Below are 23,913 nucleotides of genomic sequence, written 5' to 3'. Positions count from 1 at the left end.
GACTAGGCAAAACCCGCCTCCTGCGTCAGCGCTTGGTAAGCTTTTAGCGGATGCTCCGCATGTGTAATGGCACTAACCACGGCAATACCGTCAACGCCGGTTTTAGCAACGTCACTTATGCGCGATAAGTTAATACCCCCAATGGCTACGGTGGGTATGCCTTCACACAGCTTCACATACTTTGCCAAGCGCTCTATACCTTGGGGTTTAGACGGCATGTCTTTGGTATTGGTTGGAAATATATGACCAAGAGCAATATAAGACGGGGTCAGTGCGCGAACGCGCTGAATTTCAGCGAATCCATGGGTTGAAATACCCAGCCTTAGCCCTGCGCTTCGAATGGCGTTTAAATCGGCGGCATCGAGATCTTCTTGGCCTAGATGTACGCCATAAGCCCCAAGCTCTATGGCTAACTCCCAATAGTCGTTAATAAATAACTGACAGTTGGTGTGCGCTACTAACTCAATAGCATCTTTTATCTGCTGGCGAATTTCTTGTTGTGAGCCTTCCTTTACCCTAAGTTGAATGATTTTTACGCCCGTCGGCCAAAGCCGCGCTATCCACTCAACGCTGTCTACCACGGGGTAAATGCCTAGGTTCGTATGAGTGAGTGTAGGGAAGCGGGCTATATTACCTTGCTCACTTTCTGAGGGGGGGACGCTGTTCGATAAATTCTCTAGGCACAAATCTTTATTGTAAAAAACAGTGCCACCTTGGTGAAAATTTACCTTTGGAAAACTTGCAGCGCGCGAGGGGAAACCGTTAGACCGCGGGAAGTGCGTGGGTAAACTATCCCCATGATTATGCGCCTTAGCGCTGTCCGTATCAGGCTCGCAAAGGGTACTTCGCCTTACTTCACACACATAGGCATTCGCTAGGGTTAGTGCATCTTCAATGCAATAGTCGTGAACGATAAATGCCGCAATCGCACTTGCTAGCATGCATCCCGTACCCCGAAGTTTGCCGTTATTGACCTTCACCTGACAAAAATGAAGAGTGTGTGAGGCACAGACAAAGGTGTCATATGCCTGTGCTTGCCATTCGGCGTGGCCGCCTTTTACGTAAACACTCTTTGCCCCTTTACCAATGAGCCGGTTTATTGCTGAAGCTAAGTTTGTATCATCGCTCACCGGTAAGTTAGACAGCCAGGCAAGCTCGTCGATATTTGGGGTAACCAAATCTACCGTATTTAACAACTCGTCGATGACACTTTCACTTAAGTCGGTTAACACGCCTCCAGATGACGATGACAGCACAGGGTCCCATATCACAAAGGGGCGAGGCTTTATTAACGACTGAATACGTGCGCATAGCAACAGCGCTTGTTCATCGTTTGCTATGGCGCCAATCTTAATAGCGCGTGGTGGTGTATCTTCGTATAGCACCTGCCATTGCTGATTTAACGCAGATGCACTCACGCTTTCTTTATTCAGCAACTGCAGGTTTGATTGCACGGTAAGCTGAGTGGTTAGCACGCAGGCATGAACGTTTAAATCGGCAAGCGTAATGGCGTCGCGGGTTATTCCCGCGCCACCACTCGAGTCAACGCCGCCTACACACCATATCACTGGCAGCCCCGCACAAGGTGGCTGTGAAATGGATGTGTTTTGGTGGCTGTTTGTCATGGCAACTCTACCTTGCTATCTGCACTGTGATAAAGCTGAGCACCCGACTGATTAAACGCATCAGCCATGTCTTTCATGCCTTTTTCTTTCTCAAACTCTTGTTGCTCTGCTTGTTTAGCGACATCGCGCACCTCTTGAGAAATTTTCATGCTGCAAAATTTGGGGCCGCACATAGAGCAAAAGTGCGCAACTTTACCAGACGCCTGAGGCAGGGTTTCATCGTGATAAGCACGAGCAGTGTGGGGGTCGAGGGCTAAATTGAACTGATCTTCCCACCTAAACTCAAAGCGCGCTTTCGACATGGCATTGTCGCGTATTTGCGCGCCGGGGTGGCCTTTCGCTAAGTCGGCAGCATGAGCTGCTATTTTGTAGGTAATAAGCCCCTGCTTAACGTCTTCTTTGTTAGGCAACCCTAAATGCTCTTTAGGGGTTACGTAGCAAAGCATTGCGCAACCGAACCAACCAATCATGGCGGCGCCAATGCCTGATGTGAAGTGATCGTAGCCAGGTGCAATGTCTGTAGTAAGTGGGCCGAGCGTGTAGAACGGCGCTTCGTGACAGTGCGTAAGCTGCTCTTCCATGTTCTCTTTAATCATGTGCATTGGTACATGCCCTGGGCCTTCAATCATTACTTGAACATCGTATTCCCAGGCAATTTTAGTTAGCTCACCCAGGGTACGTAACTCAGAGAACTGCGCATCGTCGTTAGCATCAGCCACGCTGCCGGGGCGCAAGCCATCACCAAGTGACAGCGCCACATCGTACTTGGCGCAAATTTCACAAATCTCGCGAAAGTGTTCGTATAAGAAGCTTTGCTGGTGGTGGCTTAAACACCACTTTGCCATTATCGAACCGCCCCGCGATACAATGCCAGTTACCCGTTTTGCGGTAAGGTGAACGTATTCAAGCAACACGCCTGCGTGAATGGTAAAGTAATCCACACCTTGTTCAGCTTGCTCGATAAGCGTGTCTTTAAACATTTCCCAAGTTAAGTCTTCGGCTACACCGTTTACTTTTTCTAGCGCTTGATAAATGGGCACGGTACCAAGAGGAACTGGGCTGTTACGTAGCAGCCACTCGCGAGTTTCGTGAATATTTCTGCCGGTAGACAAGTCCATGATGGTGTCGGCGCCCCAGCGCGTAGACCACACTAGCTTTTCTACTTCTTCTTCTATTGATGACGTTACTGCAGAATTACCAATATTCGCGTTTATTTTCACCAGGAAGTTACGGCCGATAATCATTGGCTCTAGTTCGGGGTGATTGATGTTACATGGAATGATGGCACGGCCTGCGGCTACTTCTTGGCGTACAAATTCAGGCGTAATGGTGTCGGGTAAATTCGCACCAAAGTGCTCGCCTTTGTGCTGTTGCGTAAGCTCGGCATCTTTAATGGCTTGGCGGCCCATGTTTTCACGAATGGCAATGTACTCCATTTCAGGGGTAATAATGCCTTGTCTTGCGTAGTGAAGCTGGGTTACGTTTTTGCCTGCTTTTGCCTTTAGTGGTTTGCGGCTTCGAATAAAGCGAAAATCTTCGGTAAAAATGTCGTTTTCTCGCTCTTTCGCGAAGCTTGATGAAACGCCTTCTAATTCGACAGTATCGCTGCGTTCTTCAATCCACTTTTGTCTAAGTGGTGCTAAACCCGTGTGTACATCTATGTTTTCTTGCGGGTCGCCGTAGGGCCCTGAAGTGTCATACACCGGAATCGGTGGGTTGGGCTCTAAGATAGGGTTTTCTTCGGTGCCACCGACTAAGCTGTCGTGCTGGTGGATAAGGCGCATGGCCACGCGAATGTCGTCGCGGCTACCACACTCGTAGTGGCGTGTTGAATTTGGGTAAGCTTCGCCCGCTAGTTCATTTATGAATTGCTGAGCTTGTTGGCGTTGTTCGCGTCTGTTCGACATAGCATTTTACCTTGTAAAAATAGGTTCTAAAAATGCTTGTCAGGAGTGAAGGAGAATACAGTGTGTAAGTGTTAAGAGGAGTAAACCTCTACTGTAGTAAGGTTGAAAGTAAAGATGCTAAGAATGAGCCCGTTACCTTTTACTGTTGTTTGCTCTTAAGGTCTGGAGCAATTTACTTTGAGTTGCAAATGGCATCGTTGGAATTTGATGCTTTATCTCAAAATTAACGCTTAGTGCCCGTTATAAAAGTGCCAAGCAAACCACTAAAATTCTAACCTTGCTTCACAATGCCAAACTGTTGCTTAACATCGTACACATTGTATTTTCTTGTTCCCTTCGCAGGTACTAGCCTGATCAGGTTCTACGGATCCCACTTTCGCGGTCTCAGCTTACTGGATTAACAGTGAAGCACTCCGACAAGTTGTTTGTTTCAATTCGGGCTGTTTTTTGCTGAAGCAGCCCGAATTGAGAATTCCTTTTTACTATAGCTTCAACTTTAGTTGAAATACAAGTACTACCAGAAAGCTAAACGAATATTCATTTAGCTAGCTAGTTGTTGACCTTCTTTGTAAAGCTGAAGGGCGGTGGCTGTGTCATGCTTGCGCTCACTAATGGCAGATAGCAGCAATAAATCTTCTTTACGCGACTGCATTTTAGTGGCTTTAAGCAAAGCTTTCTCAGCTAACACATCATCGCCAGAGTTAAACGCCACTTGGCCTAGCGTGGAATAAAGCTCAACGTTTTCTTCGTCCTGTTTTATCCAGCTTTCAAGTAAACGTAATGATGGCGATGCATCTGGAATATTAAGCTGTGTGAACAACGGGAATAGGGCGCTGTTCGGTCCACGTTTTTGCCATTCAACTAACAAATCCTGAGCGTCGGCATGCATGCCTTGGTCAAGTAGCTGTTGAACGTAAGCGGCGCGATAAGCGTCGTCGTGACGCAGCTTACGGGGCAGGGTGTCCCAATACGATTTAAGCTCAACGGCACCTTGCTTACTGGCAATTTCTGCAAACTTACCCTTAGCAATACGCTGGCTCCACGCGGTGTAGTCAGCTTTAGGCAAGGCTTTACGCCAGCCTGATAAATTCTCTTGAAGCACCTGCCACTTACCTAGCTTGGCAAGAATTTGTGCTTTCAATTGCACAACTTGCTTGTTCTCACGGTCTTGTTCGTCTAGCTCGTTAAGCTTTTCTAACGCCGCATCAAACTTTTCTTCAGCTACATCAATGCGTGCATGCATTACTGTTGCGGCTACTTTTGCTTTCGGAAAGTCAGTGGCTTGAACCAGAAAATAACGGGCTTTGGATAGGTCGTCGTTGGCAAACGCAATTTGCGCTGAGGCTAAATAGTTTACGCCTTCAAAGTCACCATTGGTGGTTTTACCTAATGCTTTTTGCGCCGAATCAAAATCACCTGCGGCCATGGCGTGTAAGCCATCGTAAAACGCGCGCTTGCGCTTACGTTCACCTAAGGTGCCAAACCATTTATGTGAGCCTGTAATTAAGCTTAATGCCCACAGAGCAAAACGAGATAACACATACCAGGCAATGACGGCACCTATGACCAAAATACAAAAGCTGATCACGGTCATTTCAATAGCTGTACTTCCTAAGGAAATAAGTACGTAACCTTTATCGCCAAGTATCATTGGACCAACAATAAGCGCAACAACGAATGCGGCTAATACCGCAAGGGCAATAGCTAACCATTTCATAGTGCACTTGCTCCTTGACCAAACACCTGTTTAACGCGGCTATCCAGTAAACGCTCTAGCGGTTTTTGTGACGCTAGCTCTGTTGGAATTGGGCGTGATACATCAGTAGCAATCAGGTTTTGAAGTGCATCAACAAAGCCGGTTACCTGGCTCTTCTCAGTATCATATTTTTCAATAAGCAGCGTTTGCGCATACTGAAGCGATTGGCTGTAAAGCCCGGCATCGCCCTGAAGCGCTGCGGTTTGTGCGTGCATAAGCTGTAGGCGAAGCTGCTCTTTTGCCAGGAACTGCGCTTCTAATGAAAGTACTGGCTCTACAGGACCTTCAATGGTTTTAACCGTAAGAAAATCATTCACCAACGAACGCCACACCTTCGCAAGGTTTTCCTGCCAGTCGTCAGCCGACTCTGACAAGGTGGTGTCTTCTGCGTTAGCATCTTCTGGCTTTTCAAAAGTATCAAGAGGAAGCTTATCGATTTGCGCAATCATACCGGTAAGGGCAAGCGCTACTGAGCTTTGCGAGACAGGGTTTAGCTGCTGTAGCGTTTGAATATCTTCAGCTAGGCTAGCGCGAACGGGTAGCACCGATGGGTCAGCCAATGATTTTAAACGCTTATCTGCATTAACCAGCAGCAAAATTGCTGTACGAACATCGTTTTCAAGCCATAGCTTTCTGCCTGCCATGCGAACTAAATAGTCGGCTTCAGCGATTAGCCAGTCGGCTGGGCGACGACCTTCCATATTGTTTAGCTGTTGAAGGGTAGATTCTGCTTGAAGACTAAGCTTTTCATTCTGTGCTTTAAGCTCGGCTACCGTACCTTGCAAAGCTTCATTTGTTCGCGACACGGCTTCTAGCGACGCTAGAATGTCGCTACGCTCGCGCTCGATAGTATTTAACTTGGTGGTGTTGCTTTGCTGTGTGGTGGCAGTATCTGCGCTTGCCGACTGCTGCTGCATGTAATACCAATAGCCTGCGCCAGCCATGCCTATCACTACCAAGAATAAGATGATAACGACGAACCACAACAGGCCATTGCCTGATGATTTCTTTTTCTTAGCGCCAGATTCAGTCGATTCACTCTGCGTGGCAGAAGACTCAATTACTTCTTTTTCAGCTTCCACTTTTACGAGTTCCTCTTTTTGTGGGCTATTTTCATTATTGTTGGCCATTCAATACTCCCAGTTATCCTTTACCCAGGCGATGAGTGCCTGATCGGTGGCTCGCTGACAAACCGCTACCTCTTCAACACCTTTGCTGTTAAGGGTTTGGGCGACTCGGTCACTCACTGTTAACCATTTAAAAGCTAACAAAGCGTTACCGAATTCTTCTATCAGTTGCAGTGCCATTGCTTCGCTTGTTGCGATAATGCCGCTAACTTCGCCCATTTTCCACCGTTTTGTGTAAACTGGGCGCGTAAGTTGCTCTCTTTTATAAACGCAAAAGCTATTCACTAAAATACCTTTTTCGTCTAATCCTTTAGCTATGGCGTCTCGCCCACCTTCACCTTTAATAATAACGACATGCTGACAGTTTGCCTCATTAAGTTGGTGCATTGCCAGTATACCTTCGGATGTATGGACCTTTGGAGTAACCACGTTGGCCGAAGAAAACGTTTCAAGGCCAGCCTGCAACTTGCGCGCAGTGGCATCGCCAACGGCAATAATCAAAGGGAGTGGGGTGGCAGTGTTACGCAGCCCCGAAATAACACTATTCACAGCGTATACGCTGGTAACAATAATTGCGTTTACTGTATTTGAAGCTAAATACTCTTCAGAGGCTTTTTGTTCAGATGGAATATCAATAATGTCAGAGGTGGCTACGCCTACCGCATTAATGCCCGCTTGTTCGAAAGCCGAAGCACTCGCTTTTAATTTTGGCAGTGGACGCGTGAACAGAAGCATTTTATCGAACTCTCATCCTTTTAAGTTTGTTGCGCATTCCTATGTGCCTAGAAATGCGCGCTTCTACTGAATATAACTTAGTTATAAAGTGCTTTAAGGATTTCTCCGGCACCTTGCTCTAAAAGCGCGTCAGCCACTTCGACGCCGATGTCTGCGGCTTTTTCACGCGACGCGGTAGCCGACGCAAACAGCAGTTCAGTACCATCTGGTTTTCCAACCATACCGGTTAAAGTAAGTACGTCGCCATCAAGGGTTGCAAAACTACCGATAGGTACTTGGCAGCCGCCTTCCAATCTTTCATTCATGGCGCGCTCTGCGGTAACACGGGTATTGGTATCTGTATGATTCAACGCTTGTAGTAAGTTAATCAGTTCTTCGTCGTCGTTACGGCATTCAATACCTACCGCGCCTTGGCCAACAGCTGGTAGCGAAATATCAGCAGGTAACGGCATACGAATGCGAGATTCCATTTCAAGGCGAATAAGACCTGCAGAAGCTAGGATAATGGCGTCGTATTCGCCCGCATCTAGCTTTGCTAATCGCGTGTTCACATTACCGCGTAAATCTTTAATGATGAGATCTGGGCGATACTTGCGAATTTGGCATTGTCTGCGAAGGCTAGATGTGCCCACTACTGCGCCTTGTGGTAACGCATCTAGGCTATCGTGATCGTTAGAGACAAAAGCGTCAAACGGGTTTTCGCGTTCACAAATAGCGTGCAAACCAAAACCTTCAGGAAACGCTACGGGCACGTCTTTCATTGAGTGCACTGCAATATCAGCACGGCCTTCCAACATAGCTATTTCAAGTTCTTTAATGAACAGGCCTTTGCCGCCAATTTTGGCCAGTGGCGTATCTAAAATTTTGTCGCCCTGAGTGCTCATTGGTACAAGCTCAACGGTCATCGATGGATAGTGCTCCATTAATTTTGCCTTCACATACTCTGCTTGCCAAAGCGCTAGCGCGCTTTTTCTGGTAGCAATTCGAACGGTGCGGGTAGTGTTGAGGTAACTCATGGCTATTCCAAACTCTGTAAAAAATAAACTTAAACGCTGTAACTCAGCGTTATACGAGATACTTTGTAGTATACGCATTTTCTGCGTTAATGTTTGAAATTAGACGCAGTTTTCTACTTGGTTTTCGCGTGGATATACGTCTATGCTGTAGATGGACAAAGTGTCTGCTTATAAATTTGGGGAGTAGAGTTGTTAGTATGGACAACACGCCAATTGGACAGTTACTAAGAAACGCGCAACAAGACGAAGCTGAAGTAAAAAGACGCAAACTTACGTTGTATTTCATTTCCTATGTTGGTGGCACCATAATCGCGTTTATGGCGTGGCTTAATTTTGGCACCAATAACCCATTATTGGTTAGCGTATTAGCTACATCTGCCACCGTTATTTACCTTAACGTTGCGCTCTCACATATTTTCCCAAAAAGTGATGTGTTTTATTATTTCGCAGGGCTTATTGTTCTTTTCACCATCAATGCCTTGGTTTATACCGGCGGGCTTAATAACACGGGCTTGTACTTCATATTTCCACTACTTTTTATACAAATAATAGTAGTGCGATTTAAGCCAGCTATGCTCTATGTTGCGGTTACCATAGGGCTGTCGATTTATATGCTCTATAACCAAGACGTTATCGTTGCAAAATATCCTGCTGAGCATGTTTCACGGTTTTTGATTGCAACATTCTGTTTTATTAGCGTTGCCTTTATAAGCGAAAATTTCTGGCACAAAAGCCGAAAAGAAATGCTGCGTGAAAACTTAGAGCGAATGAGGCAAGCGAATACAGACCCGCTAACCAAATTACCAAACAGACGCTTTTTAGAAACTGTCTTTTTTGAACGAGCCATGAAAGACCCTGGCGCCTATTTCCCTCTAACCGCGGTTGTTGTCGATATAGACCACTTCAAAAAGATTAACGACACCTATGGGCATGATATTGGTGATGAGGCGCTAATCCACTTCACTAGCATTATCAAAAGCGCAGTTAGAGCGTCTGACATTATTGCGCGCACCGGCGGAGAAGAGTTTTTAGTGCTCTTTCCTCTGGCTCCGCTGAGCCAAGGCGTAAAACTTGCGGAAAAAATGAGAAAGGTGGTTGAAGAAAGCCCATTTATAGAAGGGGATATCAATCACAATATTACCGCCAGCTTTGGCGTTGCAACTGCACTTACCGACGACAAACTTCACGCTAGCTTAAAGCAAGCTGACGATAATCTTTATAAAGCGAAAAATGGAGGCAGAAACCGCGTCGCTGAATAGCGCTATGTTTGAAACGTTTTGCTATGCATCTTAATGCAGAGTATGGGGGCGACGAGTACATATAACGGTAGTAGTCAGAAAGCTGCGGGGTTCAGTGTGATAGTTGGGCGTGTTGTAGCCAGCTATCACACTGGATAGTGCATGGTAAAATTTAGTTTAGAACTTTTTGAAGCCAAGCACTGATGTCGTTAAGTTCTTGCATACATACATTGTGTTGCATGGTGTAAGTCTGCCACGTAGCGTTAAAACCGCCCTCATTTATCGTTTTAAATGCCGCGTTGCCCATAAATACGGGTACCACTTCATCTTGGTCACCGTGGGCCATCATAATAGGCGTTTCACGGTTGGTGTCTGACGCCTCACTTTCAAGTAGTGATGGCTCACACATGTATGTAGATAGCGCGATAACCCCAGCAAACTTACGGGCATATCTAGGCGCTAGGTGAAGTGCAATCACACCGCCTTGAGAGAATCCAGCAAGCACTATGCGTTCACTGGGAATACCACTTTCAATCTGCGCTTCAATAAGTGCTTCTACTTGTGCAGCAGATTCTTTTACGCCTTCTAAGTCTGCACGGCTTTCAAAATCCAGTGATTTGATGTCGTACCATGCACGCATACGCATACCACCGTTAATGGTTACGGGGCGCTCAGGTGCATGGGGGAATAGAAATTTGACGGCCATTGATTCAGGAAGCTTTAGTTCAGGCACGATAGGCGCAAAACCGTGGCCTGAATCGCCTAGACCGTGTAGCCAGATAACGCAGGCATCAGGCGTAGTGGAAGGGTTTATCTCTACGCACGGCAGAAGTTGCTGAGTCATTCTTTGTTTCCTAATTTTGTTGTTACCCTATTACCAATGGTTATCCTTTCTCACGGGCAATCTCTGTCTTTTCCGAGAATGATGGGGTCAGAGTCACGACTCTGACCCCATCATTCTTAGGAGCTTATTATTGTTATTTGGTTGGTTTGCGCCGGCTATAATTGAAATGGGCGAACCATCAATGGATAAACCAGATAATCGCAGTTACGGCGCAATGGCTTCATATGCTATCATTGCCACTTGAAATAACCACATTTTGATAGAATTTTAATATCCTATGGCTTCACTACTTGGCAATTTATTTATTCTTGCAGCTCCGTCTGGTGCTGGAAAATCAAGCCTTATCAAGGCGCTAATGGAAAAGTACGAAGGTAATGAAACTTCGCCTATGCAGGTGTCTGTGTCTCATACCACGCGTCAACCGCGTCCGGGTGAAGTAGACGGTGTGCATTACCATTTTGTAAGCCGAGAGCAGTTTGAAGCGCTTATCGAACAGGGCGTATTTTTTGAATATGCTGAAGTGTTTGGCAATTATTACGGCACATCCCGCGTAACTATCGAGCAGACACTTTACCGTGGTATTGATGTTTTCTTAGATATCGATTGGCAGGGTGCTCGCCAAGTTAAAAAACTCATGCCAGATACTTGTGGCATTTTTATTCTTCCACCATCACTTGATGTATTAGAACAACGCTTAAACAACCGCGGCCAAGACAGTGAAGAAGTAATTGCAGGGCGCATGGCACAAGCCGTATCAGAGATGTCTCATTTTAGTGAGTTCGATAGCGTGATCGTTAACGACGATTTTGCGACTGCATTGAGTGACTTAGAAGCCATTGTGACAGCTCAGCGTTTGCGTACACTAAAACAGCAAATGCGTCATCAAGTGCTATTGGACGAACTGCTCGGTAGCGCTTGAAATTAGAAATGATTCAATTAATAAAAAGGTAAATATCTTCGATTGAGCAATCTTCAGTTGATGCTCGACCTAAAGCCGTAGTTAGCTTCATTGTAGCGTGAAACCCAATTAAGATGAAAAACTGAGTTGCTATAATAAGTTTATGCAGCGAAAATTACAGGGTACAAAAAGAGAAGCTTAATTTTCAGCTTCTCTTTTACACAACTTATCGGTAAACTTTTTAATTACGCATACTTTTCCTGTCTGAGAAAAGACGGTAACTGCCTCTTAATTACCGCCAAATCTTCGGTGTATGCGCTTTAAATATTCGAGGAGTCGTTTTACCGATATGTGTCAACCGGATATTCACCACCTTCTTCCCCTATTGCCATAGTGGTATAGATAGGAAAATATTTAAATACAGGGTATCTAGGTGGAGGCGCAACGCCAGTAAGTCTATCGTCAAAAGTTTGGCCGTCAGTTAGCTTAAAACCGTTCGATCCACCAGTGACTAAGTTTATTGCTTGTTTATTCAATGCAAATGGGTGCATAGTTTTTCCTTATTACATTTTGTTTACGATAAGCCTTCCCGCCAGAAGACTTATCTTTCGGCACACGTGATCACTATGGATCACTTCTTTTCTCATCGAGCAAATACTAGGGAGCAATTTTTGTAGAATTCGAATGAGTATTTAATTAAAACTATATCGCTAATTTTGAAAGTTATTGCAAATTAACGAGTAATAACAGGTGGGTACTCCCCGCCTTCTTCACCGAGAGCCATGGTTGTGTAAATAGGTGGAAACTCGGGGAAAACACCAATTTTTCTATCGTTAAGTGCTTTTCCATCGTTAGGTGTAGTTACATTAGCCCCGCCAGTTACTAATGCTGTTGCTTTTTGATTTAATGCAAATGGATGCATAATTTTTTCCTTATTACATGTTTAAAGTTAATGATGCTTTCTTTCCGAAAGCTTTTTTTTTCAGCAAATTATACTGAAACTTAGTTGCATCTAAGCCGTAACTCGATGCATATCTTTTACTTGTGAAAACCCTGGTTTGCCCTTAGCTAAGAACGAAATCAGATGGTCTGTGATTGAAATGCCAGTCTGAACTTCAAACCCATAAAACATAGGCGACGGATTCGCCTCTAGGAAGTAGTAAACACCGCTCTTGTCTCTTCTCCAATCAATAGCAGTCCAAGTCATATGCAGGGTTTTCATAATTGATATAGCCTGTAAGGCAATATCTTTCGGTGTTTCGATTGGAATGACATCCGTATTTTTATCCTCGCGAAAATCAACACTATCACTACGTATTTCCGCAGAGAAAACTTGGTCACCGATAACAAATGTTCGAATGTTAGTGCCTTCAATATATTCCTGGACAGTTATTGGCGCTTTTGATAACGCATCGGTAATGTGAGCACTGTCAAAATGGGCGGCACACAAAATCTCTGTGTGTGTGCCGCCTGTGACAGGTTTGAATATGCTTTTTTCTAAAGATGTATACCAACTTTTAATCTCGCGAATATCGTTAGTCACTAATGTTCTTGGAATGTTTAGGCCTAATTTTTTTGCCTTCGATAACTGCCAAGGTTTTTCTTTGTGGTGCTCATAGGCTTGCCAACTATTAGCCCATAGTGTGTTTTCAGAAACATTGAACCAGCTACGCAAACATGCCATGCTATCTTTTGCCGAAATATATTCAGCTGTGCCAAAATTGCCTCGATGTGCTTCATCTGATACGCCACAAAAATTACGCCAGTAGACAGACTTAACTTCTTCGAAAGCCAATTTATTGCCATCACTTGAAATTAAATGGCCAAAACCATTTGACGGTGAGTAAGCCAATTGAATACAGCGAGGAAAGTCACTTGACTGCAATAGATGTGCGTTTAGCCCTTTTTTTCGCATCGCGTCAAGCATATAAGTAGCGTGCAGGTCTTTCTGGTGGCCTAGTATGACGTGGTGCATGAACGTTTCCCTTCTCAAGTTTTCAATATTGGTTTCGATGTGGACAAGCCCTTAATCAGTTAAGCTTATTAAGCTGAGCATGCCCGCTAACGTTTTCTAATTTAGTTTTCCTATTCGTGAAGCTATTATTTATTCAAGGTAAGGAAAAAATCAAACTCTGCCTAAATGGTAAATATCTAGTAATTTCAGACAGATATATCTAATTGTTATCTTTCGATAATGCTATTTTTTAAAAGGTATGGTTTGCTAAGAATATTTTTTCAACAATATATTTCTCATAGAAAATAGCAATTCTTGTAGCTAGTGTAGAGAAGTGCTTAATCGATGTTTATATCGATCTATTAAACAAATATTGATAATAAATTTGACTGATTATGGCAAGGCTTGGGAGTAGAAAATGGTACGGAGATTTTAATTTTTAGAGGAATTTAGGGACTTTATTTAAACGCTCATGTGTTAACTTCTCATTGGAAGTTGTACGTTCGTAATTCCTCATTACTTAAGATGAATATTTAGTTAAATTGAACAATGAGATCTTAAATGGCGGGAAAAGCTATTGCTGTTTAATTTAGGATTGTAAACAGGAAGTATTGTTGAGTTAGTTAAATAAAATCTGAATGATGGCGGATATGTAAGAAAGGGCGAAAATGCTTTCGCCCTTTAAAGGACAATTAATAGTTGTCAGTGTAAGACCGAAATTTAGTTAAGGTTAAGCGCGAAGAGTGCCCAATGTGGCATCGGATACCCATAGTGTTGTTCGAACAATATTGGGTTATCAGCGAATAACGCACCGCCTGAAACATTTTTGATTTCATTTTGTTTAAGAGTTTCCATTATTTTTCCTTATTACATTTAATAGTTTTGCTCTTTGAATCAGAGCAATTTTGCAGTTGTTGCACATTTAGTTACGAGTATTCTCACTCGCTACCAAATTAGTTTCAGCTAAGCTAATTCAAAATCTGAACCGAGTGGTTCATATTCGCCCGTGGTCGGCTCAGCGTCGATATTAAGAACAGTAGATGTTGAGCTTTCATCATCTTTGTAGTGTGTAGGTTCTACGCGTTCTATTAGCTTTCCATACCTTAGCTCTAAAACTCGGTCTGCACTGGCAATTGTTTCGGGGCGATGGGCAATAATAATTCGGGTTACATCTAGCGATTTAATAGCATTATTTACAGATGCCTCAAGCGTCGTATCTAAATTGCTAGTGGCCTCATCCATAAATAAAATTTTTGGTTTTCTGTAAAGTGCTCTAGCGAGCAATAAGCGCTGAATTTGGCCGCCAGATAAAGCTGCTCCCATGTCACCCACCAAGGTATTGTAGCCCATGGTCATTTGGCTAATATCTTTATCTATGGCTGCGATATTAGCCGCCCACTCAACGCGTTCCATATCTTTTTGAGGGTCAAAAAAAGAAATATTATCCGAGATTGAACCTGATAGAAGCTGATCATCTTGCATAACGGCGCCAACTTGCTTTCTATATTCACCCAAGCCCATTTGCTTTATATCTATTCCATCTACTTCAACTTGCCCGCACTCAGGAGAGAATAAACCTAGCATGACTTTCGCCAGAGTGGTTTTTCCACACCCTGAAGGGCCTACAAGCGCCACGGATTCGCCGGCGTTGATGGTTACGTTTAAGTTAGAGAAAACGGGGCGGTCTTTTTCATTGTAGCGATAAGTCACGTTTTTCAAATTTAGCGTACCTTCCAGGGGGCGAGACGTTCTGCTTCCTGTAAGATTCTGCTCTTTTTCGGTCAGCGATATATCTGCCAATCGGTTGAAATGCAGGTTAAGCATCTTAAATTCAATGAGTTTTTCAATTAGGTTAGCTGCTTTTTCTGTAAACTGACGTTTGTATGACATGAAAGCGAATAGCATACCAACTGTAAGGTCACCACTCATTACAAGCATTGCGGCGAAGTAAACAACCAGAACGTTTTCGATGCCAAAGATAAAGCTATTGAAAGCTTGGTAACCAATGTTTAAATGCCCAACTCTGATACCAGCATTTAAAGAGTCAGCAAACTTGTTGTGCCATACACCTTGGCGTTGTACTTCACGACCGAACAATTTAATTGTCTGAATACCCCTTATTGTTTCCATAAAGTTGGATTGTTCTTTTGCTTGACTAACAATGACTTCCTCAGACATCTGCCTAAGAGGCTTGTACATCGCAATTCTAAAAGCGGCATAAATGAGCATGGCAATTAGAACAACTAAGCTCAATTTGGGACTGTAAATAAAAATCATTACTAGTGTTGTGATCGCCATAAGGCCATCGATAAGGGCTGCAATAACACCTTCGGTCAAAAGGCTCTTAACCTGTTGTAAAGAGCCGAATCGTGATACAACATCTCCGATATGTCTTTTTTCGAAATATTGCAAGGGCAGCCTGACTAAGTGGTGAAACAGGTTTGCACCAAGCTGTATACTCAATAAGTTTCCAAAGTGAAGTAACAGTGTACTTCTCACTGCCCCAGTAATCATTTCTATGAGCATAAGTATGGCAAACCCTATTGCCAGAACAGTAAGCAAATTTTGGTCGTAGCTAAGGATAACCTCGTCAACAACAAGCTGCATGTAGTAGGGGCTTGCAATGGCAAAGACTTGCAACAGTATTGACAGTACAAATACTTTTAGAAGGGTAGACTTTAATCCAGAGATGGAGTCCCAAAAATCCGATAGCTTCATATTTACACGGCTATCTTGGGACTTGAACTCTTTGGTAGGAGAAAGCTCTAATGCAACTCCGGTAAAATGCTTGGAAAACACTGCTTTGGTGTAACGTCGAGTACCTAATGCGGGGTCGAGGATTTCGACATGGTGCTTACTCACTTTTTTAAGGACTACAAAGTGGTTCATATCCCAATGTAGTAAACATGGCGTTTTCAGCTGATGTAAATGCTCAAGCTCAAGTCTGAGTGCGCGGGAGCTCATATGCATTTTGTCTGCAATCTCCATCAGCTCTTCTAAGCTGGCGCCTTTTAACGATATGGAAAAGCTCTGACGTAGATGTGTAAGATCGGTCTTGTACCCGTGATAGCCCGCAACCATTGCAAGGCACGCTAGCCCGCATTCAGCAGCCTCTGTTTGCATGATCATTGGTAGCTTTCGCGAGCCACCAAACTTCAGGAGATGTCTTGGATTTTCCATTATACGGCTCCCTTAATACTGTAGATGGGTTCCAGAAGCCATTCGAATAAACTGCGTTTATCAACCATTATATCGGCCTCGAGCAGCATTCCAGCCTGTAGAGGAACAGTAACGCCGTAAGCCATGGCACCCTGCTTTTTAAGTGTAACGACTACTTGGTATACGGGTTCCTGAAAACTAACAGGTAAAGAGGCTTCATTTGGTAAAATAACTGCTTTGGAAACTTCCGTAATATCACCTTCATAAATACCAAATCTTTGATAAGGGAAGGCCTGATAACGAATGCGCGTTTGCTGACCAGTACTAACAAAACCGTAAGCTCGGGTGGGAACGTAAAGGACAGCTTCGAGTGAAGCCTCAACGGGTAGTATTGTCATGATGGGCTGATTAGTATTAGCCATCATCCCACTATTGACGAGTAAGTTTGTTACCTCACCGGCTTTGTTGCTAACTATTTCAAAGCTACGTTGTGAATCAGCTTGTGATATTTGCTGATTGATTCCTGCAAGTTGTGACTTAAGCTTCGAGATTTTATCCTCGTGTTCTACAGGAAGCTGTTCGTACTGGTAATCTAACTGGCTGAGATTGTCTTTTGTTGAAAGAATCTTAGACTGGACGTCTTCGAGCTGTTGTTTAATTGCGAGTAATGAATCTTGTTGATTTTCTAGCTCTCTTTGGGATGCGAAGCCTTGTTCAATGAGTGCCTTAATATCGTCTATCTTATTTTGACTTAATTTAACCCTTTCCTTTAATAGTGTTCGTTGTGACAAGGCTTGTTCGAACATTGCTGAGGTGTTCTTCTTCTGGCTCTGTAGTCGTTTCTTGTTTGCCTGATAAAGCTGTTGCTCGTGCTCGATATTATTCTTAATCAGTTCTTTCTGTATTACTAACTCTTGTATGATGGTATCGTTGGCACCTTTTCCCGAACTCAATTGTCGATCCATTCTAATTCGGGCAAGTGGCTGCCCTTTTTTTACAACATCACCTTCTTCCACATAAACTTCATCTACAAGTCCCGGTGCGATAGCGTAGACCTTGCTTAATCCGGTTGTGGGTCTTAAATACCCAGGCACTACTTCTTTTCTGTGATACTCACCCCAAAACAAGTAAGCAATACAAATTAAGACTACTGAAACCAATAAAAATGCGACAATACTGAAAGACATATGAGTAGCAAGTGTTACTTCACCGTCTAGCCTTTGCCCTTGATGTGCAATGGCTTCCTTTCTAAACAAGTTAGCCATTTTGCTTACGCCTCTTTTACTCTTAAGCATGCAGTACTATGAACCTTCCAATCTTGGTCGGGCTTTCGAGTCATTACATGCAAATTTTCCGATTGGTTAGACATGACCTGTGCTCCCTGCTTTCCTTGAAAATTAATTTTATCGCGGATAACTAGTAGGTCATTTTGCTTGGCGACCAGCTCAATAGAGAGCACTTCAATGGTCATCTCAAGCTGTTGGCGAATTGACTCATACTGCGCTTTTACATTAGCCAGAAAAGGGGAATCACTATGATAAAGCTCGTCCAATGCATTTAAGTCGCCGTTACAAATAACATCGTAGTAGTGTTTAAAAAAATCGTTAACTGTCATATTTTAATCCTCAGCGTGCCGGTATAACTTGAACAGTTAACCTTTTCACTTTCGCTTTATTTCAAATAGTTATTTCTGGCTCAATTGAAATGAAATATCTAATTCCTGCGGTTTTGTAGATTCAAGAAGAACCATTAATTCTGACAACTGGTCTTGCGATGAAAAGTAGAGAAAGTATCTGTCGTCATGCTTCGTGACATCGCTTACTTGAACTGTAAATGATTCCTCGTTAACAACAATGCAGCAGTACTTTCCTATACTTAGTTGATCGGTTATTTGTGGATTGACATCCAAACTAATAACGCCGTCAACGTACTTTGTTTGCAACACTGCTACGAAATCTCCAGCTTGCAGGTGCTTGTCTACCTTTACATTGGAGCCATAGCGCTTCAACTCACCTCGTTGAGGGGCTTTGATAACGCTGCTAACGTCTCCTCCTCGCACAAGAATAAGAGCATCGCCTTTTTCCAACACGTCTCCCACTTGCGCCAATATGTCGTCTATATCTCCGCCCTTTCTTGCCAGAACAACGGCTGCGCTTGGTTTAAATAGCTGGACTTCTGTGCCATTAGTAAACCCGGAAACAATTGTACTAAGCGCAGCTGTCACGGTTATTAAAGGCATTGTCTTCATTTCTTTTAAAGCCGTGGATATGTAGAGCTAAAGGTAATATTGGTCGACGCGGCTCGCACATTTTCTTGTCTGTAAAAACCGTCGACTTGTTCTTTGTCATTTGTCCCTCCAACAACGGATCTTGTTGCCTCTCTGGGAATTACCGCACCGTCTAAACTTAAGTTCTTCAATGTTGTTTTATTAAGCATGAGCGTTGGTTGGTTGTTGTGTGCCATAGTATTTCCTTATCGTTTTATATTGAAAATATTTTGTGAGAGTGCATTCTATAAGCATCGCAAATCACATGCACCGCAAAATGATGATTAACGAATTGAGAGGAAAAGTCGCTTATGAAGATGTTAGAAAATAAAAATAAGATTGTGATTTATGTTTTTGTTATATATAGCTTTTTATTTTTTGCTAAGTTTTAATAATGTTGACATAAGATAAGAATGGCCTTGAAAAAAGGGAATGTAGACCTTACTATTTAAATTCCTTATTACATTTGCAAAATCTCGCACTTGTAAGGAAAGCCTCGACACCGCCATGTTGAGGCTTTTTTATGCCCCGAATTCAGCTCTCAAGCGCATTACTTACATAGTTTTTCAATAAGACTGCAAAAGTTAGCCGAAAATGAGCTCATCTCTATCGCTAAAGATAAAGCAGCTTTCAACCTCTGTAATCCTCTGATACGTTTCTATGTATAAATTGTCGAAAGGGTAGCATGTAAGCAGTTGCTATACGTTGGTAGAAGATGCTGTAAAGGCAGTCGTGTGATGCGTAAGATTATATGAGTCCGCACTTAATACAAGATTTAAAGCAAGTACATCATTATTTAACTTATTTGTTTATGAGGCAGGCTTTAATGATGCTATTTTAATTGCTAATTTACCGTTACATAATGGAATAAACGGTGTTTTACAATGAAGCAGACTAGTGCTCCTGATGGTTTTTTCGTTCTTCGTATACCAAGATTACCTTTTGATCTTCTCAAGCCACTGTTTATCGCGTCTAATGATGCAGACGAACTCTTATTAAATTGGCTGAATCGCGAACAGGTAATGGAAAGCTTATATATTGCTAGCCCATCTTTGCATTCGCGTATTGCCATATGGTCAAAGCGGCCGCACTCTAAGCAAGGCAAAAAAATACGAAATACCCTGATTAAGTACTTTATTCGTATGTCGTCAAGACCTACGCCCTTTGGGCTGTTTTCTGGCATAAGCATGGGTAAGCCATCGGAGCATACAAAATTAATAGTACCCGCTTATAGTAGATATACGAGAAAAACACGGTTTGATATATTGATGCTTAGTCAGCTTAAAGCTGCCGTATCAAAAAGAGAGGTTAAAAATCTATCTTATCGCGCGAACCCTTCCATAGCTGCTTGCGCTGAGACGATCCGTTACATCGAGTCATATGACAGCGAAGATGCAAAGCAGTATAGACTCTCATCCGTTCAAAAAACTGATATTCTAGACTTTGTATTATCGTTTTGCGACTTGCCAGTTTCTTTCGACGACATAACGCTGAAATTACATGCACAATACGAAAGCTTCTCCGTCGCAGAACTTGAAGCGTTTGTGAAGCAACTGATAGATGAGTCTATCATTATTCCACACTTACCACTGTCTTTAACTGCTTCATCACCTGATAAAGCATTGCTAGCCTCACTTGAACCATTTGCCGAATATGATGGGTTAAAAAAAGGTGTGGAATTATTGCAACGTATTGATGAAGACGATTGCGCCAGCATAGAAGACTATAAAAACGTAATTACTACGCTGCGTGATTTACCAATCAATATTCAAGAGAATAAACTGTTTCAGGTAGATATAGCACCTGAAATGGTTAAGAGTGAATTAGCGGTGGATGTTACCTCCACAATTCAGCAGGCCATTGAGTTGCTCTCTCGAGCAAGTGCGGTCACACATAATCCATTTTCTAATTTTATTTCACAGTTTACTAAACGCTTTGATCAGCAGCTCATCCCTTTAACAGCAGTATTAGACGATGAATCTGGTATTGGTTTCTCAGAAGATACGGGTTATGAATCGAGCTTGCTATCAAATTTAAATCTACGAAGTCGTTTATCAAGTCGTAAAACCAATGAATTGAGCCCTATGCATAAGCTAATCTTGCAAAAGATGAGCCTTCCGAATTATCAGAACACAGAAACACTTACATTGTCTTCGAAAGAACTAGCAGATGCGATTGACTCAACACAAGACAATACAAAGCTTCCATATTCTTACGGCGCGGTTGTCTCTATGTTTAAAAATGACGACAAAGAGTTAATCAAACTTATATCAGTTTATGGTCCCTCGGCGGCAAATCTAATCGGTAGGTTTTGTCATCTCGATGAAAATTTGAAAGAACACGTTAAAGTACACCTTAAGCAAGAAGAGCTTCACTCTGAGGATGTCGTTTTTGCCGAAGTCGTTCACATGCCGGATGGACGTCCGGGTAACGTGATTGCGCGTCCGCGCTTAAGGGATTATGAGATTGTATTTATGGCTGATAGCGATATTGAAAATGAATATTCTATCTCAGTAAACGATCTATATGTTTGGGTGGAAGAAAATAGAATAAAGTTATGGTCTGAAAGACTGAAAAAGCAAGTGATACCAAGAATGTCGAATGCCCATAACTTTTCGAATCGAAGTTTAAGCGTATACCGATTTTTGTGCTCGATTCAGTATCAATATTACTCAATACCCACAAATATCATGCCCGATGTATTTTCGACATATTGTTTTACACCAAGAGTAATGTTGGATGATATCGTGCTGCACGAAAAAACGTGGCGTATTCCCCACTCCGCTTTATCCAGCGTTCTTGAGAAAAACAAATATTGTGATAACCGATATAATGCGTTGAAAGAAAAGTATCAGCTTGATGATGTTGTAGTCTTTTCTGTTGGTGACAACGCACTGACCCTCGACCTCAAAAATCCCTTACTTTTTACTATGCTCGTTGAAGAATCGAGAATGTTCAAAGAAGTAGTTCTTAAAGAGTCACTACCCAATCAGTATGTTTCATCAGTCAAAAACGAAAAGGGTGAGGGATACGCTAATGAGATTATCGTCCCTTTGGTGAACAAAAAAGCGGCTTCTTATAAAGCCATTCGGTTAAATCAACGCCATACAATGATTGACAACAAACCGCGAAGCTACTCGCCAGGTTCAAAATGGATGAGCATTAAAGTGTATTCCGGCAATAATCAAGTTGAAGGTGTATTAGCTTATCACCTGGCGTCATTTATTAAATCGTCGACATCACTATTTGATAAATGGTTTTTCATTCGTTTTGGTGATCCTGATTGGCATCTGAGAATTAGGTTTCTAGGTGAGCCTGAGGTGCTATATGGGAAGCTTTTGCCCCGTATACACCAGCATCTTCAACCCTTTATTGACAACAATGAGGTCGATCGTGTCGAGCTTTTTACTTACCAGAGAGAGTTAGAGCGCTATGGAGGCGAACAGCTACTAGAACACTGTGAAACACTTTTCAGGTTGGAAAGTGACTTAGCTACCGAGTTAATCCCATTGGTTCATATTTATGGAGATGATATTCGATGGAGGGCTGCCGCGCTTTGTATTGACCGAATACTGACCTATTTTGGTTACAGCTGGCCTCATAAACTTGCTTTGGTAAACGCTTTAAGAGAAGCGTTTGGAAGGGAGTTTAACGAGAATGTAGAGTTACGAAAGCAATTAGGCGAGAAATATAGGAACTTAAAATCAGTATTAATCAATGATTTTCATTTTGTCCTACGGCCCGAAGAAAAAAACGGCGCAGAGACACCGCAAGAATTATTCTCTAAGATTGAAAGCTGGGGTCGTGAATACGAACAAGCCGTCGCTGCTGCAAGCTCAGCTCTGCGATCATCAAGTATAAATAAAGATGAGCTGGTAACGTCTATACTACATATGCTTAATAATCGGTTGTTCAACGCGTACACGCGAGAACACGAATTCGTTATGTATGACTTGCTACGACGTTTTTATCTATCTCTTACTAGTAGAAAGGCATTTGTAGACGAAATGAAGAACGGTTTTTATCAACAATAAAAATTTGACGATTTCACTCTACCACTAGCCAATTGTCGTGACTGCATCATCACTTATCTGGGCTAGACTGGATAAGTAATTCCAAATAGCTGTTGTCATCAATGTGACTGCACTGAGATGCTGATTGCCTATCAGAGACAGACTTCCTCAGATTTTGTTAAATCACTTCAAGGTTAAACTCAGTAAAGTCTGTCTGATTTTAAGGCTACTGAATTTTTAATGTTAAAACGGCTATGAGATTTAGTATCTAAAATAAAGTGATAAGAAGAAAAAGTATTATCAAAACGTATTAAAACATATCATCCAGTTTTTTAAGAGTAATAATCTGATCTCACTTTCAGATTTTTAATGATTATTCTGTTTTTTTTGAAGGTTTGACTTGCTGTCTAAAATCAATCATCGTTTATTTCGAAACGAGTTTAATATTTAGTATTTTAAGGTGAAGAAATGTTAAAAAATTTCGCGTCAGCGCTTTGCTTGTCAGTAATCTGTAGTTTATTTTTCTTGATGTTTGATTGGTTAAAACCCGTTTATCTTATTTTCGTGGTGTTCAGTATAACGTTCACGTGCTTACTCTTTGGGGGTATTTCACGTCTTCTGAGCGGCGGTCAAGTTCTTAAGATTGAACGAGGTTTTTTTTCGGTTGTTAGAAAATAAATCTCGGAATTGCCAGCGATTCATTAGACCCTTCTTAGTTGAGTAAATTAATTAAAAAGAAAGGTGCACACGAGCGGTAAGGCTAACCTCAAGAACTTAACATTGAAGCGATAAAATACTGCTTAAACCAATGGCAGAAGCTGGTTCGATACACACTCGATGGTCACCTCGCCAGCGACAATAACCCTGCAGAGCGCGCGATAAAACCGTTCGTCATCGGCCGGAAGAACTGGTTGTTCAGCCAGACTGCTAATGGTGCGAATGCCAGCGCAGTGCTCTACAGCATCATCGAAACCGCCAAAGCCAACGACCCTAATGTGTTCGAGTATGTGATGACTTGCCTGGATGAGCTCGGTCGAGCCAATGACGATATCGAGCAACTACTACCATGGTAATTCGCTAAGCGCTAGGTGGGATTAGCGGACGCTTACATTCTGTTGCTGCTTTCATTAGATTTTAGACTTTGAACCTATAGAGAAGTCCGCACCTATTTTTTTGCCGATTAAGCCGAATATCAACATAAAAATAAATACAACTGAACCTTCATTTAAGCCTACATTAAGACCAAATATTCGTGTGATAACTAAAGCAAGTGAGCCACCCAGAAATATGCCAATTCCTAATCCAATCCAATTTAAATTCTGCATGCTAATACTAATTTAAAAGAAAAGGGCCTTGAAACTAGACCCCAAAAATA

The 23,913-nt window shown here is 42.6% G+C and carries 19 protein-coding genes, 1 pseudogene and 1 riboswitch; of the genes and pseudogenes, 4 read left to right on the top strand and 16 right to left on the bottom strand.

Going from position 1 to position 23,913, the window contains the following annotated elements:
- Positions 1-2: 2 nt before the first annotated feature.
- The 6 genes from thiE to hemC all read right to left on the bottom strand — a co-directional run bounded on the left by thiE (position 3) and on the right by hemC (position 8,166).
- A complete protein-coding gene (thiE, locus tag D1814_RS06960; protein ID WP_118490829.1) occupies positions 3-1,625 on the bottom strand; it encodes a thiamine phosphate synthase in 1,623 nt (540 codons plus the stop codon).
- A complete protein-coding gene (gene thiC / locus D1814_RS06955; RefSeq protein ID WP_118490827.1) occupies positions 1,622-3,532 on the bottom strand; it encodes a phosphomethylpyrimidine synthase ThiC in 1,911 nt (636 codons plus the stop codon). Before thiC ends, thiE begins: the two co-directional genes overlap by 4 nt.
- Before the next feature lie 314 nt (positions 3,533-3,846).
- Positions 3,847-3,958: riboswitch (TPP riboswitch) on the bottom strand.
- Positions 3,959-4,073: 115 nt separating this feature from the next.
- Positions 4,074-5,249, bottom strand: a complete 1,176-nt coding sequence (locus D1814_RS06950; protein ID WP_118490825.1) for a heme biosynthesis HemY N-terminal domain-containing protein — start codon at positions 5,247-5,249, stop codon at positions 4,074-4,076.
- On the bottom strand, positions 5,246-6,418 hold the full coding sequence (locus D1814_RS06945) for a uroporphyrinogen-III C-methyltransferase (protein ID WP_118490823.1): 1,173 nt from the start codon (positions 6,416-6,418) through the stop codon (positions 5,246-5,248). Before D1814_RS06945 ends, D1814_RS06950 begins: the two co-directional genes overlap by 4 nt.
- Complete coding sequence (locus D1814_RS06940) at positions 6,419-7,150, bottom strand: uroporphyrinogen-III synthase (RefSeq protein WP_118490821.1); 732 nt, start codon at positions 7,148-7,150, stop codon at positions 6,419-6,421.
- 77 nt (positions 7,151-7,227) lie between these two features.
- Entirely contained in the window at positions 7,228-8,166 is a 939-nt protein-coding gene (hemC, locus tag D1814_RS06935) for a hydroxymethylbilane synthase (protein WP_118495330.1), read from the bottom strand.
- 197 nt (positions 8,167-8,363) lie between these two features.
- Here hemC and D1814_RS06930 point away from each other — a divergent pair, with 197 nt between their 5' ends.
- Complete coding sequence (locus D1814_RS06930; protein ID WP_118490819.1) at positions 8,364-9,425, top strand: GGDEF domain-containing protein; 1,062 nt, start codon at positions 8,364-8,366, stop codon at positions 9,423-9,425.
- A 151-nt stretch (positions 9,426-9,576) separates the two neighbouring features.
- Here the strand turns inward: D1814_RS06930 and D1814_RS06925 are convergent, their stop codons facing one another.
- On the bottom strand, positions 9,577-10,248 hold the full coding sequence (locus D1814_RS06925; RefSeq protein WP_118490817.1) for an alpha/beta hydrolase: 672 nt from the start codon (positions 10,246-10,248) through the stop codon (positions 9,577-9,579).
- Positions 10,249-10,525: 277 nt separating this feature from the next.
- Between D1814_RS06925 and gmk the strand changes: the two genes are divergently transcribed.
- Entirely contained in the window at positions 10,526-11,167 is a 642-nt protein-coding gene (gene gmk, locus D1814_RS06920; protein ID WP_118490815.1) for a guanylate kinase, read from the top strand.
- 320 nt (positions 11,168-11,487) lie between these two features.
- Here the strand turns inward: gmk and D1814_RS06915 are convergent, their stop codons facing one another.
- The 9 genes from D1814_RS06915 to D1814_RS06880 all read right to left on the bottom strand — a co-directional run bounded on the left by D1814_RS06915 (position 11,488) and on the right by D1814_RS06880 (position 18,722).
- A complete protein-coding gene (locus tag D1814_RS06915) occupies positions 11,488-11,697 on the bottom strand; it encodes a hypothetical protein (protein WP_118490813.1) in 210 nt (69 codons plus the stop codon).
- Between the two features lie 182 nt (positions 11,698-11,879).
- On the bottom strand, positions 11,880-12,068 hold the full coding sequence (locus tag D1814_RS06910; protein ID WP_118490811.1) for a hypothetical protein: 189 nt from the start codon (positions 12,066-12,068) through the stop codon (positions 11,880-11,882).
- A 90-nt stretch (positions 12,069-12,158) separates the two neighbouring features.
- Entirely contained in the window at positions 12,159-13,121 is a 963-nt protein-coding gene (locus D1814_RS06905) for an ATP-grasp domain-containing protein (RefSeq protein ID WP_118490809.1), read from the bottom strand.
- A gap of 699 nt (positions 13,122-13,820) precedes the next feature.
- Positions 13,821-13,955: a hypothetical protein gene (locus D1814_RS19690; protein WP_259462613.1), complete on the bottom strand. Its 135-nt coding sequence runs from the start codon at positions 13,953-13,955 to the stop codon at positions 13,821-13,823.
- A 108-nt stretch (positions 13,956-14,063) separates the two neighbouring features.
- Positions 14,064-16,280: a peptidase domain-containing ABC transporter gene (locus D1814_RS06900; protein ID WP_118490807.1), complete on the bottom strand. Its 2,217-nt coding sequence runs from the start codon at positions 16,278-16,280 to the stop codon at positions 14,064-14,066.
- Positions 16,280-17,524 (bottom strand): HlyD family secretion protein, encoded by a 1,245-nt coding sequence (locus D1814_RS06895; protein WP_118490805.1) that lies wholly within the window; start codon positions 17,522-17,524, stop codon positions 16,280-16,282. Before D1814_RS06895 ends, D1814_RS06900 begins: the two co-directional genes overlap by 1 nt.
- 5 nt (positions 17,525-17,529) lie before the next feature.
- The gene (locus tag D1814_RS06890; RefSeq protein ID WP_118490803.1) at positions 17,530-17,874 is read right to left on the bottom strand and encodes a hypothetical protein; all 345 of its coding nucleotides are present in this window, start codon (positions 17,872-17,874) and stop codon (positions 17,530-17,532) included.
- Positions 17,875-17,943: 69 nt separating this feature from the next.
- Positions 17,944-18,498 carry a hypothetical protein gene (locus D1814_RS06885; protein ID WP_118490801.1) on the bottom strand — a complete coding sequence of 185 codons (555 nt, stop codon included), beginning with the start codon at positions 18,496-18,498 and terminating at the stop codon, positions 17,944-17,946.
- Positions 18,499-18,512: 14 nt separating this feature from the next.
- Positions 18,513-18,722 (bottom strand): hypothetical protein, encoded by a 210-nt coding sequence (locus D1814_RS06880; RefSeq protein ID WP_118490799.1) that lies wholly within the window; start codon positions 18,720-18,722, stop codon positions 18,513-18,515.
- 687 nt (positions 18,723-19,409) lie between these two features.
- Between D1814_RS06880 and D1814_RS06875 the strand changes: the two genes are divergently transcribed.
- On the top strand, positions 19,410-22,559 hold the full coding sequence (locus D1814_RS06875) for a lantibiotic dehydratase (protein ID WP_118490797.1): 3,150 nt from the start codon (positions 19,410-19,412) through the stop codon (positions 22,557-22,559).
- A 761-nt stretch (positions 22,560-23,320) separates the two neighbouring features.
- A pseudogene (locus tag D1814_RS06865) lies at positions 23,321-23,611 on the top strand (IS66 family transposase); the annotation flags it as partial.
- Positions 23,612-23,913: the final 302 nt, after the last annotated feature.

This window comes from Alteromonas sp. BL110, assembly GCF_003443615.1.
In the GTDB taxonomy this organism is placed as follows: domain Bacteria; phylum Pseudomonadota; class Gammaproteobacteria; order Enterobacterales; family Alteromonadaceae; genus Alteromonas.
This window is presented reverse-complemented; position numbering and strand designations above follow the sequence as displayed.